Origin of the sequence: Bradyrhizobium sp. B124, assembly GCF_038967635.1 — a bacterium.
In the GTDB taxonomy this organism is placed as follows: Bacteria; Pseudomonadota; Alphaproteobacteria; order Rhizobiales; family Xanthobacteraceae; genus Bradyrhizobium.
Window position 1 is genome coordinate 8,880,161 of sequence record NZ_CP152413.1, and the last position, 13,771, is coordinate 8,893,931.

Annotated in this window: 11 protein-coding genes; 7 read left to right on the forward strand and 4 right to left on the reverse strand. The window is 64.1% G+C overall.

Going from position 1 to position 13,771, the window contains the following annotated elements:
• Positions 1–9 precede the first annotated feature (9 nt).
• The gene (rfbC, locus tag AAFG13_RS41405) at positions 10–564 is read left to right on the forward strand and encodes a dTDP-4-dehydrorhamnose 3,5-epimerase (protein WP_016841672.1); all 555 of its coding nucleotides are present in this window, start codon (positions 10–12) and stop codon (positions 562–564) included.
• Entirely contained in the window at positions 564–1,475 is a 912-nt protein-coding gene (gene rfbD, locus AAFG13_RS41410) for a dTDP-4-dehydrorhamnose reductase (RefSeq protein ID WP_342710579.1), read from the forward strand. The genes rfbC and rfbD overlap by 1 nt, the downstream gene beginning before the upstream one ends.
• A gap of 137 nt (positions 1,476–1,612) precedes the next feature.
• Here rfbD and AAFG13_RS41415 read toward each other — a convergent pair whose 3' ends face one another.
• Positions 1,613–2,920, reverse strand: a complete 1,308-nt coding sequence (locus AAFG13_RS41415; RefSeq protein WP_342710580.1) for a UDP-glucose/GDP-mannose dehydrogenase family protein — start codon at positions 2,918–2,920, stop codon at positions 1,613–1,615.
• 227 nt (positions 2,921–3,147) lie between these two features.
• Here AAFG13_RS41415 and AAFG13_RS41420 point away from each other — a divergent pair, with 227 nt between their 5' ends.
• Positions 3,148–5,487 carry a glycosyltransferase family 2 protein gene (locus AAFG13_RS41420; RefSeq protein ID WP_342710581.1) on the forward strand — a complete coding sequence of 780 codons (2,340 nt, stop codon included), beginning with the start codon at positions 3,148–3,150 and terminating at the stop codon, positions 5,485–5,487.
• On the opposite strand, the gene AAFG13_RS41425 is transcribed toward AAFG13_RS41420, so the two are convergent.
• Positions 5,428–7,983 carry a glycosyltransferase gene (locus AAFG13_RS41425; protein ID WP_342710582.1) on the reverse strand — a complete coding sequence of 852 codons (2,556 nt, stop codon included), beginning with the start codon at positions 7,981–7,983 and terminating at the stop codon, positions 5,428–5,430. The two genes, AAFG13_RS41420 and AAFG13_RS41425, sit on opposite strands and share 60 nt — an antisense overlap.
• Before the next feature lie 25 nt (positions 7,984–8,008).
• A complete protein-coding gene (locus AAFG13_RS41430; RefSeq protein WP_249131257.1) occupies positions 8,009–8,950 on the reverse strand; it encodes a hypothetical protein in 942 nt (313 codons plus the stop codon).
• A gap of 146 nt (positions 8,951–9,096) precedes the next feature.
• Here AAFG13_RS41430 and AAFG13_RS41435 point away from each other — a divergent pair, with 146 nt between their 5' ends.
• The 4 genes from AAFG13_RS41435 (at position 9,097) to galE (ending at position 13,187) form a co-directional block, all read left to right on the forward strand.
• Positions 9,097–10,380: a glycosyltransferase family 4 protein gene (locus AAFG13_RS41435; RefSeq protein ID WP_249131258.1), complete on the forward strand. Its 1,284-nt coding sequence runs from the start codon at positions 9,097–9,099 to the stop codon at positions 10,378–10,380.
• A 15-nt stretch (positions 10,381–10,395) separates the two neighbouring features.
• A complete protein-coding gene (locus AAFG13_RS41440; protein WP_092125246.1) occupies positions 10,396–11,058 on the forward strand; it encodes a ParA family protein in 663 nt (220 codons plus the stop codon).
• A 328-nt stretch (positions 11,059–11,386) separates the two neighbouring features.
• On the forward strand, positions 11,387–12,016 hold the full coding sequence (locus AAFG13_RS41445) for a transglutaminase-like cysteine peptidase (protein ID WP_342710583.1): 630 nt from the start codon (positions 11,387–11,389) through the stop codon (positions 12,014–12,016).
• Between the two features lie 175 nt (positions 12,017–12,191).
• Positions 12,192–13,187: a UDP-glucose 4-epimerase GalE gene (gene galE / locus AAFG13_RS41450; protein WP_342710584.1), complete on the forward strand. Its 996-nt coding sequence runs from the start codon at positions 12,192–12,194 to the stop codon at positions 13,185–13,187.
• A gap of 88 nt (positions 13,188–13,275) precedes the next feature.
• Here galE and AAFG13_RS41455 read toward each other — a convergent pair whose 3' ends face one another.
• Complete coding sequence (locus AAFG13_RS41455; protein ID WP_212311007.1) at positions 13,276–13,659, reverse strand: VanZ family protein; 384 nt, start codon at positions 13,657–13,659, stop codon at positions 13,276–13,278.
• Positions 13,660–13,771: the final 112 nt, after the last annotated feature.

The following is a 13,771-nucleotide window of genomic DNA, read 5'->3' on the forward strand; positions in this document are numbered from 1 at the left end:
AAATGTTAAATGAACGTCATCAAGACCGAGCTTCCTGAAGTTCTGATCGTCGAGCCGAAGCTGTTCGGCGACCAGCGCGGCTTTTTCCTCGAGACCTACCAGTCGCCCCGTTATGTCGAGCACGGCATCACGCGTCCCTTCGTGCAGGACAACATGTCCCGCTCGGCCTATGGGGTGCTGCGCGGGCTGCATCTGCAAAACCCGCTCACCCAGGGCAAGCTCGTGACCGTGCTGCGCGGCAAGGTGCTGGACGTTGCCGTCGATGTGCGTGTCGGCAGCCCGAACTTCGGCAAGCATGTCGCGGTTGAGTTGAGCGAGGACAACCGCCGTCAGCTATGGGTGCCGCGCGGCTTTGCCCACGGCTTCGTGGTGCTCTCGGAAACCGCCGACTTCTTCTACAAGTGCGATGATTTCTACAGCCCCAAGGACGAGCTCTCGATCCGGTGGAATGATCCGGCGATCGGGATCAAATGGGGCGTCGATAAGCCACAGCTGTCGGCCAAGGATGCGGATGCGCCGCTGCTCGCCGACGCCAGCAATCTTCCGACCTATGGACAAATCTGATGCGGATTCTTTTGACGGGAACGCGCGGCCAGGTCGGCAGTGCGCTCAAGCCTCTGCTGGAAGGCCACGGCACCATCATCGCGCCGCCGACCGCGGAGTTCGACCTCGCGAAGCCGGAGATGTTGACGGGCGAGCTTGAGCGACTGAAGCCCGATCTCATCATCAATCCCGCTGCGTACACGGCCGTCGATCGCGCCGAGGACGAGCGCGAGCTGGCGTTCCTGGTGAACGCCAGGGGACCCGAAGCGCTGGCGAAATGGGCGGCGGCGAACCGTGTGCCGCTGGTGCATTTCTCCACGGACTACGTCTTCAACGGTTCGGGCGACCGGTCGTGGCGCGAGGACAGCCCGACCGAACCGTTGTCGGCCTACGGCGCAAGCAAGCTTGCCGGTGATGTCGCGATCCAGGCGGCGGGCGGGGCGCATCTGATCGCGCGCACTTCCTGGGTCTATGCCGCAAAGGGCACCAATTTCCTGCGCACCATCGCGCGGCTCGCCGGCGAGCGTAAGGAGCTGCGGATCGTGGCCGATCAAGTCGGCGCGCCGACAACGGCACAGGCGATTGCGAGCGCGGTCGCCGGCATCGTCCTGCCGAACATCACCTCGCTGCACGATCAGCTCGCGCGCAGGGGCGGTGTCGTCAATCTGGTTTGCGCCGGCGAAACCAGCTGGCACGGCTTTGCAACCGCCATTGTCGGCGGGCTGAGGTCGCGTGGCGTCACGCTCGCGGTCGACAACATCGTTCCGATCGCGACGGCCGATTTCCCGACCAAAGCGGTACGTCCGGGCAATTCACGGCTGGATCTGACGCGGCTCAAGACGCAGTTCGGGGTCGCGATGCCGACGTGGCAGGAAGCGCTCGCACGCGAGCTGGACTCGTATGTCCAGCTCGGCGCGCTCGCCCACGCCTAGAGCCCGAAGTGCGGAGCGGATTTTCCTGCGGCAAATGCCAGGCGTTTGCGCTGAGTTGATCGTGAGACAACAAGCAAAAAGCGCGATGAGGATTCAACCTCATCGCGCTTTGGGTTAGACAGCGCCGGCGCGGCCGCTTAGCGCGGCCGGCCAATGCTGTCGTAGGTGAAGCCGTGCGCGGCCATCTCGTCCGGACGGTAGATGTTGCGCAGGTCGACGACGACCGGATGCTTCATCTCCTGCTTGATGCGCTTCAGATCGAGCGCGCGGAACTGACGCCACTCGGTCACGATCACCAGCGCATCCGCCTGGTGGGCGCATTCATAGGCGTCCTTGCAGTACGCGATCTCGGGCAATTCCTTGCGGGCCTGCTCCATGCCGACCGGATCGTAGGCGCGAACGCTCGCGCCGAAGTCGATCAGGCCGTTGATCAGCGGGATCGACGGTGCCTCGCGCATATCGTCGGTATCGGGCTTGAAGGTCAGGCCGAGCACGCCGATCGTCTTGCCGCGCAGCTCGCCGCCGAGCACGTTGGCGACCTTGCGCGCCATCGCGCGCTTGCGGTTGTCGTTCGCGGTCAACGTGGCTTCGACGATCTTCAGCTGGACGTCGTGATCGAGCGCCGTCTTGAACAAGGCGCGGGTATCCTTCGGGAAGCACGAGCCGCCATAGCCTGCGCCGGCATGCAGGAACTTGGTTCCGATCCGGTTGTCGAGCCCGATGCCGCGCGCGACCTCCTGTACGTTCGCCCCGACCTTTTCGGAGAGATCGGCGATCTCGTTGATGAAGGTGATCTTGGTGGCGAGGAAGGCATTTGCGGCGTATTTGATCAATTCCGCCGTGCGTCGTGCGGTATAAAGGATCGGCGCCTGGTTCAAATAGAGCGGGCGATAGACTTCGCCCATCACCCTCTTGGCCCGATCGTCCTCGGTGCCGACGACGATCCGGTCGGGATGGCGAAAATCCTGAATCGCGGCGCCTTCGCGCAGGAATTCGGGGTTCGAAGCAACCGCGAAATCCGCGTCGGGACGGGTCTCGCGGATCAGGCGTTCCACCTCGTCGCCGGTGCCCACGGGCACGGTCGACTTCGTCACCACCACGGTGAACTTCTTCAGTGCTGCGCCGATCTCCTTGGCGGCAGCATAGACGTAGCTCAGGTCCGCATGGCCATCGCCGCGCCGCGACGGTGTTCCGACCGCGATGAAGACGGCATCGGCGTCGCCGACGGCCCCGGCAAGCTCCGTCGTGAAGGTCAGCCGGCCGGCGGCGGTATTGGTCTCGACGAGCTTATCGAGGTCGGTTTCGTAGATCGGGATCTTGCCGCGCTTCAGGGCTTCGATCTTGTCGGCGTCCTTGTCGACACACACGACCTGATGGCCGAAATCGGCAAAACACGCTCCGGATACGAGACCTACATATCCCGTTCCAACCATTGCAATCTTCATGAATCCGCTCGTCGATCAGTGTGGAGAGGAGGAGTTAGCACTAGCACAATTGGAGTCGATAACGCCAAGTTTTATAGCGTATCGATTGTGTTGAAGCGCGACGGCTTTTTGTGCAAACGGTGATGGCCTCAGTGCAGGTGAGTGCTCGCTAGTCGCCTAGGGCGCGCCATGGACACATTCTCAACTTGAAATCGACCGACAATCGAGCCGCCGTTTGAGGGGTGGACATGAGCACGAAGACGATAGGCAAGCAGAGGCCCTCAGGAACTGAATACGCGTCGTTGCAGACGCAATTCTCCAGATACGATCGCACCACGTTTTCTGGATTTGTTTATGACCGCGCCGATCCCAGCCGACGCTACGCCGTCGAGCTGCTGGTCGACGGCGAGCCATACATGTCATCATTATGTGACGAGTTTGTAACAGAGCTTGCCGATGCCGGAATCGGCGACGGTCGATTTGGTTTTACGTTTAACGTGCAGGACGAGGTCAGCTCGAACGCTGCGATCATCGAGGCAAGACTGGCAAATATCGGAAGTCCCGTCGGTGCTCCGATTCGCTGCGACCACGCGGCACCGGAAGCGCAGTGGCACCGAATCGGCGAGATCAAATGGGCGGGAGGTTTGCGCTTCGAGGGCTGGCTCTCGCAGGACGTCGACGAAGACATCGAGATCCTGATCGCGCAACGGCCGGTGATGACCGTGAAGCCGACTGGGTGGACCAACGTTGCGCGGGGCAGCGAGTTCGGCGTCGGCCGCCGGATCGACTTTCATCTGCCCGAGCATTTTGCCGATGGTCGCGTGCGCGGGCTGTCGGCGCGAACAATTTCGGGACGGAGCCTGATCTCGGAGCCGGTCGCCTTCGTCGCTTTCGAGCGCGGCCTGGAGCAGACCATCGCGGAGCTCGGACGCTGGGACAGCGAGCGGCTGCGCGGGCAATTGTTCGATCAGCTCTTGCCTGCCTCGGTGCCGTTCCATGCCTATCGCAATTGGAAAGAGCGGTTCTCGCCGACAGCGCCGTCCGACGTTCCATCCGAGGCCGCGGTCGTCCTGATCGGGGATGCCAGGGTGGACGAAAGCATCGAGAGCCTGGAGGCCCAGCGGCACGCGGCCTGGTCGGCGGTGTCTCTGCCGGCGCGGGGGGTCAGTCAGTTCGAGCCGAAAGCTGCGCGCGAGTTCGTCGACGGCGATGCCGCCAACAGCGCGTTCTTCGTCTTCTGTCTGAGCGGCACGATCCTGGCGGAAGATGCCTTGCAGCGCTTCGCCGACGTGTTCGCGTCCGAGCCCGGTTGCGATCTCGTCTATGGCGACGTCGAGGTCGCGGCCGGCGCCGGCGCGGTCTGGCCGCTGGCCTTCTCGGCATTCGACCGCGAACGTGCACTCGAGCAGGGCTATGGCGCGTATTGCTTTGCGGTGCGCCGGGAACGAGCCGTGGAAGCGCTGCGATCGTCAGCGTCGCTCTACGACATCTTCATTGGCTGCGTGGATGCCGAGCGAACCTATCATCTGCCGGGATCCGTTGCGGCGTTGCCGCGAATTGATGCGTCCGTCGCAACCGCCGAGCTGGTCGCTGCAAGCCAGGCGTATTTTGCTGGGATCGGCGTCGAGGCGAATGTCGAGCCACGGAAAGCGGGGCTTCTTCCCGCTGTGCGGGTCAAGCGCGCGGTCGATTGGAACGAGCGCACCACCATCATCATCCCGACCAGAAACCGCGCCGAACTCCTCAAGCGCTGTATCGAGACGGTCCTGCCGGCCGCACATGAGACCAACGCCCGGATTCTCGTCGTCGACAACAGCTCGAGCGAGCCGGAAGCGCTGGACTATCTCGAGGGTCTTTCGGCGGACGACATCGACGTCATTTCGGTCGAAGGGCCCTTCAACTTCGCAGCCATCAACAACGCCGCCGTCGATTGCGTCGACACGGAGAACATCTGCTTTCTCAACAACGACATCCAGGCGCTCGACGACGGCTGGCTGGCGGAGATGCTGTGGCGGCTGTCCGCTCCCGACGTCGGAGCCGTCGGCGCAAAGCTGCTCTGGCCGAGCAGCGTCGTGCAGCATGGCGGGGTGGTGCTGGGGGCCAATTTCTCGGCTGCGCATGCCTTCAACGACCGGATGGATGGTGATCCCGGCTACGGCGATCTGCTCCAGGTGGCGCACGAATGTTCGGCGGTGACGGCCGCGTGCCTCTTGATGCGCAAGCGCGATTTCGTGGCCGTCGGCGGCATGGATGCGGTCCGCTTTCCGATCAGTTTCAACGATATCGATCTGTGCCTGAAGCTGCGTCAGATCGGAAAGCGGATCGTATTCACGCCGGACGCGAAGCTCGTTCACCTGGAGTCGGCAAGCCGGGGCCGCGATTCCGCGCCGGACCGCAAGGCACGCTTCGGGCGCGAGCTGGCGATGCTGCGCGCGAAGTGGGGCGAGGTGCTGCTCGACGATCCCTATTACAGCCCGCTGCTCGGGCTGGATTCGACGCCGTTCTCCTCGCTTGCATGGCCGCCGCGGTCATGGAAGCCGCGCGCCAACCTCCCGCCTGTGCCGACTGCTCCTCCGATCGGGATGTAGCTGCACGTCTTCGACCACCCAGTCGAGGACAGCGGCAATCGCATCATCGGCGTCAAGGTCTGGCCGCAGCTTCAGGTCGGTCTTTCGGTTACGTCCCGGTGGTGTCGGAAGCCATTCCGTCGCGGCGGCCGGCAATCCGGTCGCCAGCAGCGCATCGACCAGCGGATGCCCGAATGCCGGTTCGCCCATGTCGAGAACCAGTTTCGTGATGCCGTGACCTTCGATCAGCGTCGCAACGCCGTCGACGGCGATTTCGCCGGTGACCATCACATTGGTCCGCTGCATCAGCTTGAGATCGTCGAGGGTGGTACCGAGCACGATGATCTCGGCGTCTGCATTGGCGTCGGCCATTTGATCGCTGAGCGCTCTGACGAAGCGAAATTCCGCCGCGCTGCCGTGCAGGGCAAGCAGGCCGAGGCGCGCCGGGCCGTCCACGGCAGGATGCCGCACCGGCCGCGCCGGCGGGTCGCTCGGCCTGACCACTTGCAGGCCGAGAACCGACACCGCAAAGGCTGCTCCCTCTTCGCCGATCGCGATCACGCCTCGGGCGCCTTCGACGAGACCGATCCAGTCCGGATGGAGGCCCGATCCAATCGCGGCGCGCGCGGCAAGTCTGGTGTCGGTGATCAGCAGCTCGTAGGCGAAGTGTTGCGTGAGCTGCACGAGACATGCGCCGGGGATGCGGTTCGGCTCCGCAATCTCGAGCGAGCGGATTTGGAGATCGGTGAGAAACCTCAGAAGGGCCTCGCGGCCCTCGGTCGTCGCAACGTCGAGTGTGATCGACTGCGGCGCTCCGCCGTCCGGCGCGAAGATCGCAGCCAGCTCGCGTCGTCCCTCGGCGCGGAAGTGAACGATCAGACCGCGCTTGTTGTTCGCCGCGAGCTGCCGGCACCGCCTGATCGCAATCTCGCGGCCGACGGCGGAGCCGCAGAGGATGACGTGCGGGCTCGTGGCGTGCTGTTCGTTGGCGAGCAGCTTGAGCTCAAGCGCCGCGCGGCAATCGCGCAGCGGATCGGCAAGCAGGAATGCCGCGCACTCCGTCGCATAGCGCCGATAACGGTGCTCGAGCACGCGAAGATTGCGCAGCACCAGCGAACGCTTCTCGCCAAGAAACGAGCGCGAACCTTCGTGTCCGACAAAGACCGAAGGGATGCACACATTGCGGAAGCCGGCCTCCGCGGCGCGGAGACAGAAGTCGACGTCTTCAAGATAGCCGCGATAGAAATCGTCGGAGAGCGCGTGCACGGCGTCGAGGCATTCGCGGGTGATGTAGAGGCAGAACCCGATGCCGTTGGGAATGTCGATGGCGATCCCGGAATTTGCCGTGCCGGCAAGCGCGTCCAGCAATTCCAGCTCGTCGGGCGAGGGCAGGGGGTTGGACCGGTTCGGAACTGGAAAGCTGGTATATTCGCCGTTGTTCGAGAGCGGGGTCGCCGTGCCGACGCCCGGCGTCGATTGCACCGCGCTCCGCAGGCGTTGCAGCGCGTATTTCGGCACCGTCGTATCCGAGTTCAGTAGCACGACGTCGCCGCTATCGGTCTCGGCAAGCGCCCGGTTGACCGCGCCGACAAAGCCGAGATTGTGCGCGTTGGTCAGGAGCCGGATGCGCTGCTCGGACGCCAGTTCGCCGAGCAGGCGCTTGATGTCGGGCTCGGGCGACGCATCATCGACGGCGACGATGGTCGCACCCGGCGTGCAGGCCACGGCCGTCAATGCGCTCTCGATGCAGGCACGCGTCGCGGCCAGATCCCGGTAAACCGGAATGATGATGGTGAGCGGCGGAGTTTCGGCGCTCCCGGCGCGAAGCGGCCGTTGCGGTGGGGCGCGGCGATCCGGCGCGCGGTTGGCCGGGAGCTGGATGCTCGCGATGACGCGGCCCGCCTGCGCGATCTCGAGGCGTTGCGAGGCCGCGGACGCCGGCCGCATCAGACGGAAGCTCGCAGCACGTCGCCCATTGAGCGCAAACCTGTGACGGGGATCGGCGGGAAGCTGGACGGTGCTGGATTGATCGGCCTGCGCCAGTGAAAGGTGGGGATCGTCCGCGCCTCGCCACGTCACCCATCCCTTCACTTCCTCATCCAGGAAGTCGATACGGGCGCAGCTGTCCTGACCGTTCTGCTCGAGCAGCAGGAGAGCGCTCCTGACTGAATCCGGATCGTCATCGCGCCGCGCGACGCTTCGTGCGGCTTCGATCTGCGCAACGCCGTCGCCCCAAGCCATCATTCGCCGAGCGGCGGCAAGATCGTCCGGTTCGAGCTCGAGCGCTTTGGCTACGCTGGCGACCGCCGCTTCCTTGAGATCGAGGCGAAACAGCGCTTCTGCGCGCAGCAAATGGGCGCGGGCGCCCGGATGCGGTAAGATCCGGCAGCGGCGGTCGGCGAGCGCAAATGCGCGACGGAAATCACGTGCCTCGAGCGCCCTGACAGCGGCCCGCTCGAGATCGACATGGTGGAGCGTTCTGGACGTAAAGGCGATCCTGCGCGCGTCGGCGGTCAAATGTCGCCCTTGTCTGCCCGCATGGTCAGCCCGCCGTCTTGACCGCGTTCTGCCGGCTCCGGAATACGCGTACCCGTCCCTCGAGGCGCGGTGCCTCCTGGCGCGGCATAGGCATCGGGGGAGCGGGTTCAGCGTGCCTTGGCTGCCGGGGCGCGAGGGGCGCTGCTTGCGCCCGGTGCTCCTCAAGACTGAGCTTGAGGCCCACCAAGGGTTCCCGGCCTGAAGGGCCCGATACCACAATCCGGTTCCCGGTCACGCGCAAGGCGGGAGCCCCGAGGAAGATGGTTTCGGCGGCGATGGCGTAGCGATCCGCGCCGGGGCCTGTGGCCTCCAGCGAGAACCCTGTGATGGCCAGCGCGCGTCCCCGGGTTCCGGCAAAGGTTCCGAGCGGAACGAACTGGTTGTCGCCGCGCTGCGGCCTGGCGAACTTGACCGCATATTGCAGGTTGAGATCGTACGGCTTGTTCGGCCATTCGAGGGAAATTCCCTCGATTCGGGCCGGCGCGGCCGGTCCGGCAATCCAGGTATTCGGGCCGACCGTCACGTCACCCAAACCCGCGACATGCGCGAGCAGCTTGAGGGCGCTCAGCTCGTCAGGGCCGGCCTCGGGCTCGTAGGTGTCGAATGGCTGGCTGGCCGGCTGACCGATCGGCTGCACGGCCGGTTGTCCTTGGCTCAGCGGTTCGATCTTGATATTGGCGGCGGTCGAGCCCCCGACGCGCCCTGCCGTGACCTCGACGATCAGGCGGCTTGGCCGGGCCACCGACACGACCAGCGCGGTCTCGGGCGCAAACAGGGTTCCATTGGCCGCATCGGGTCCGGTAATAATGTTACAATTGTTAAGGCTGGCGCGATCGGCATAGACGCGCACCACCGGAGGTGATGTCTTGTCTTCCGCGCCATTGTAGCGAACCAGGAAAAGACCCCGTGCCAGGTCGATGGTTTTCTGCTGAATCTGTTCGTTCATGGTCGCCTGTGAGCCTAACGGAATGGATCGATATGTTTCCCACAGTGTGCCCCAAAAATTGGTGTGATAGAAGGGGGGTAATGTTAATCCGGTGAGATAGTTCGCACGTGCATATCGAAGACACCCTGCCGGTCATGATCTCGAGCATGACCCCAACCGAAGACCGCGCGGCCGGGGGGCGCGCCCGCCCGCCAATGAACGTCCTCTTCGTCCACAACAACTTTCCAGCCCAGTACCGCCACATTGCGCGTGCGCTCGCGGAGCAGCCCGGAAACAAGGTCGTTGCGGTCGGTTCATCGACCGCGAGCACGACGCGGGATATCCGGCTGCTGAAATATTCGACGACCAAGTCGGACTCCGCGATGGTCCATCCCTTTGCCCGCCGCTTCGACGTCGAGGCGCGGCGTGCCGAAGAGGTCCTGTATGCGCTGTCGTCGCTGTCGGGGCAGGGCTTCGTGCCCGACCTGATCTTCGCGCATCCCGGTTGGGGGGAGACGCTGCCGCTGCGCACGATGTTTCCGAAAGCGCGGATCATCCTCTATTGCGAATTCTACTACGGCGCCGAGGGCAGGGACGTCGGCTTCGATCCCGAGTTTCCGATGACGGGCCTCGACGGCAATGTCGCGCTTCATCTGAAGAACGCGACGACGCTGCTGGCGCTCACGGAATGCGATTCCGGCGTTTCGCCGACGCCATGGCAGAGGTCGACCTTTCCCCGCGAGTTTCAGAGCAAGATCGATGTCATCCACGAGGGCGTCGACACCGACGAGGTGAAGCCCAATCCCGTCGCCAGGTTTCAGCTTCCGAACGGCGCGACACTGTCGGCGGACGACGAGGTGATCACCTACGTCTCGCGCAATTTGGAGCCGGTGCGCGGATTCCATGTCTTCATGCGATCGCTGCCGAGGATATTGGCTGCGCGGCCGAATGCGCAGGTCGTGATCGTCGGCGGCAGCGGGACATCCTACGGCGCGAATCCGCCGAAGGGCTCGAGCTGGAAGTCGATGTTCCTCGACGAAATCAGATCGGACATCGACCTGCGCCGCGTGCATTTCCTCGGCCGGATTCCGCGGGACCAGTATCTCGCGCTGCTGCAGATATCCTCGGTGCACGTCTATCTGACCTATCCCTTCGTGCTGTCATGGTCGCTGCTGGAGGCCATGAGTGCGGGATGTGCGGTGGTGGCATCCGACACCGCCCCGCTTCGCGATATCATCTCGGACGGCAACGGCCTGCTGGCGCCGTTTTTTGATATTGATGCGTTGTCGGATCAGGTCGTCTCGGTGCTGTCACGGCCGAAAGCCTTCAAGAAGATGCGGATGAAGGCGAGGAGCTTTGTGCGAGACAATTACGACGCAAAGCGGGTCTGTCTGCCGCGGATGCTGACGCTCGTCGATGAAGGTGTCCTCGCGCGCGCGCACGGGGGATAACGCCAGGAGCTAGCGATGCCGCTTGTCATCTCGGTTGCCCAGCGCAAGGGCGGGGTCGGAAAGACGACCCTTGCGGTTTTGCTGGCTGCAGAACTGGATCGGCGTACGGGCTTGGTAGGACTGGTCGACGCCGACTCCCAGGCGTCCGCCTGCCACTGGGCCGAGCCCGGCAATTTGTCGTTTCCCGTCTACCAGCTTGATCCGGAAACCCGGCCGGTTGCCGAATGGGCCAGGCTGATGCGCCAGATTCCGCATCAGATCATCGTCGTGGATTCCGCGCCCAACGACCGGGTGCTGGGCGCCGTGCTCGCGGTCGCCAATATCGTGCTGATGCCCTGTACGCCGTCCGGCCTCGACATCGAGGCCACTGCGCGGACACTCGACATCGTGCGCGAGGTGCGCGCGACGCGGCGAACCGCGCTCCGTGCCATGATCGTGCCGAACCGCGTCGACCAGCGCACGCTCGAGGGCCAGCAGCTGATCGAGGAGCTGGATACGCTCGACGAAGAGATCGGACCGATGATCGGAAGCCGCTCGGCCTATGTTCGCGCCGTCGCGTTGGGGCAATCGGTTGCCGATTTCGCCAGCGGTACGCCCGCGGATATCGAGATCAAGACGCTCGCCGATCTCGTCATGAGCTGGTGCGGGATCGCACCCCGGCAGCGCGTGACGGTCTAGATTCAACTGAGCGCTCCGGCTGCTTCACATCAGGCTAACCATGCCTGCATGGGAGCAAGAAATCCTGCGCCGCGACGGCCGCTTCATCTGCCGGCGGCGTCCTCCGAACAAGCAGGAGAAATGGCCCGGAAGCGCGATGGAGTCGCGATTCGTTGACCGGCATGTGCGTTATCGTTCGGCAACCGAAAGGCTTGCCGGCGCGCGAACCTCGCTTGGTTAACGGACTGCTCGCTCGCGTCTGAGCATTTGAGGCAAATGCCGCCGCGCGCCTGAGCCTAAGCTCAAGACATTTCCCGTACATGCTTCCCCTCACTGTGGGGAGTGAAGAATGTACAACGTCAAGAGAGTGATGGCCCTGCTTCTGGCCATCGTCGCGCTCGGGACCAGCGCGCAGCAAACGCAGGCTGCAATGATCGGCTCGCCGCTGCCGCTGCGCGGCATGGTCGAGAAGATCCGCTTCAGCGAGCCGACGCTGGCGCCGATGGCCTACATCATGTTCTGCATGCGCTATGCCGACGAATGCAAGCCGAAGCCGCGCGCCCGCGTGGTGTTCCGCGGCGGCGCAACACGTCTGACCAAGCAGCGCATGGCCGACCTGATCGAGGTCAATGCCTCGGTCAATCGTAGCATCGCACCACAGCGCAACGAGCGTGGCCTCGCCGGCGAGGAATGGCTGATCAATCCGGCGCGCGGCGATTGCAACGACTATGCCGTCAGCAAGCGCCACGAGCTGCTGGCGCGCGGCTGGCCGATGCGCAACCTGCTGCTGAGCGAGGTGGTGACCTCCTGGGGCGAGCATCATCTCGTGCTGGTGGTCCGCGCCCAGGGCGGCGATGTCGTGCTCGACAATCTGAACGCGCAGATCCGCAACTGGTCGCAGGCGCGCTATCGCTGGGTCAGGATGCAGACCCCGGCGAATCCCGGTCGCTGGGCCGCCCTCGCACAGGCCGGCGTCTAATAGCATCTGAGTTGGCCAACGCGCCGCTTGCGACGCGTTAATCGTTGCTGCGGCAGCAAATCCGTTCGGTCTTAACGCTATTCCCATCGTCATTTTGCTGCGCCGGACGGAATGTCGTACCCATCATTGCGATTGTTGAGGCGCGGGATTGGTCCGCGCAGGGACGGCGTTTTCAATGGCGAGCAGGGGTTCGATCCTCATCACGGGCGGCGCGGGATACATCGGATCCCATTGCGCCAAGGCGGTCGCCGAGGCCGGGTTCGTTCCGGTCGTCTATGATAACCTCTCCACCGGCCATCGCAATTTCGTGCAATGGGGACCGCTCGTGATCGGCGACGTCGCCGATCATGACAGGATCGCCGCCACCATCCGCGAGCACAATGCGCTGGCCGTGATGCACTTCGCCGCGTTTAGCGCGGTCGGCGAGTCCGTCGCGGATCCGCAGAAATACTTTGGCAATAACGTTGCCGGCACGCTCGGCCTGCTGCGTGGCATGCGTGAGGCAGGCTGCGACCGCCTGGTGTTTTCCAGCACCGGCGCCGTCTATGGCAATGCCGGGCGCGATCCCATTCCGGAGAGCGCCGCAGGGCCGACCGTCAATCCCTACGGCCGCTCCAAGTTCATGATCGAGCAGATGCTCGACGATTATCGCGCCGCCTATCAGTTCAAATCGGTCTGCCTGCGCTACTTCAACGCCTGCGGCGCCGATGCATCCGGCACCATCGGCGAGCTCCGCGATCCCGAGACGCATTTGATTCCGCGCGCCCTGATGGCGCTGCTCGGGCACGTGCCGGACTTTGCGATCTTCGGCGAGGACTATGAGACGCCTGACGGCACCGCGGTGCGCGACTACATCCATGTCGACGATCTCGCCGCCGCCCATATCGCGGCGCTCGAGCTGCTGTTGAAGGGGCATGCCGGCGGTGTATTCAACCTCGGCACCGGCACCGGCTATTCGGTGCGCGAGGTGCTCGACGCGATCCGCGCCGAGACCGGTGAAGCGGTGCCGAGCGTGGTGCGCGAACGCAGGGCCGGCGATCCGCCGATCCTGGTTGCCGATCCCTCCAGGTCGGAAAGCGGCCTCGGCTTCAAGGCGAGCCGGTCGGATCTCGGCTACATCATTCGCTCGGCCTGGGCGTGGCACCAGAAGGCGCATCCGCGCCGGCGATAGGGCATGATCCGGAAACGTGCGAAGCGCGGCTTTCCGTCGCGACAAGCGCGGAACGGTGTGAGGAGATCATGCCCAAAATGGCGGAAGACTAAGCTGCGTCCGTGCGCGACCTCAGCCGGCCGAACTGACTACGCAGCACCAGCAGGATGAGGTGACCGGTGCCGATGCCGGCAAGACCTCCCGCCACCTTGACGATCGCGTCAAGCAGGCGGCCGTGACGGTCCGGTGTCAGCAGTTGCATCGCTTCGAGTGTGAACGAGCTGAAGACGACAAAGAGCACGATCAGCGCGGTACGCCGCGGGTAACCCAACACAAAGGCCATCGCCATCACTGCGTATGCGGCGAAGCGCTCGGTCTGAGGGGGGAAAAACGACGGACGGTCCTGGATCGGCGATAGCGTCACGAAGGCGATAAAGGCAAGCGCGAGCCAGCCCGCAATCACGCCGAACTTCCGTATCTGTGAAATTTCCAACAAAGTATTCCCGGTCCTGTACCGCAGACGACCCCCGGCTGGATTAGCGCATCACTCGTGCCAGCGACATGGAAATGGTGGCCGAAGGTTAACTTGCCCGCCGACTGTGACC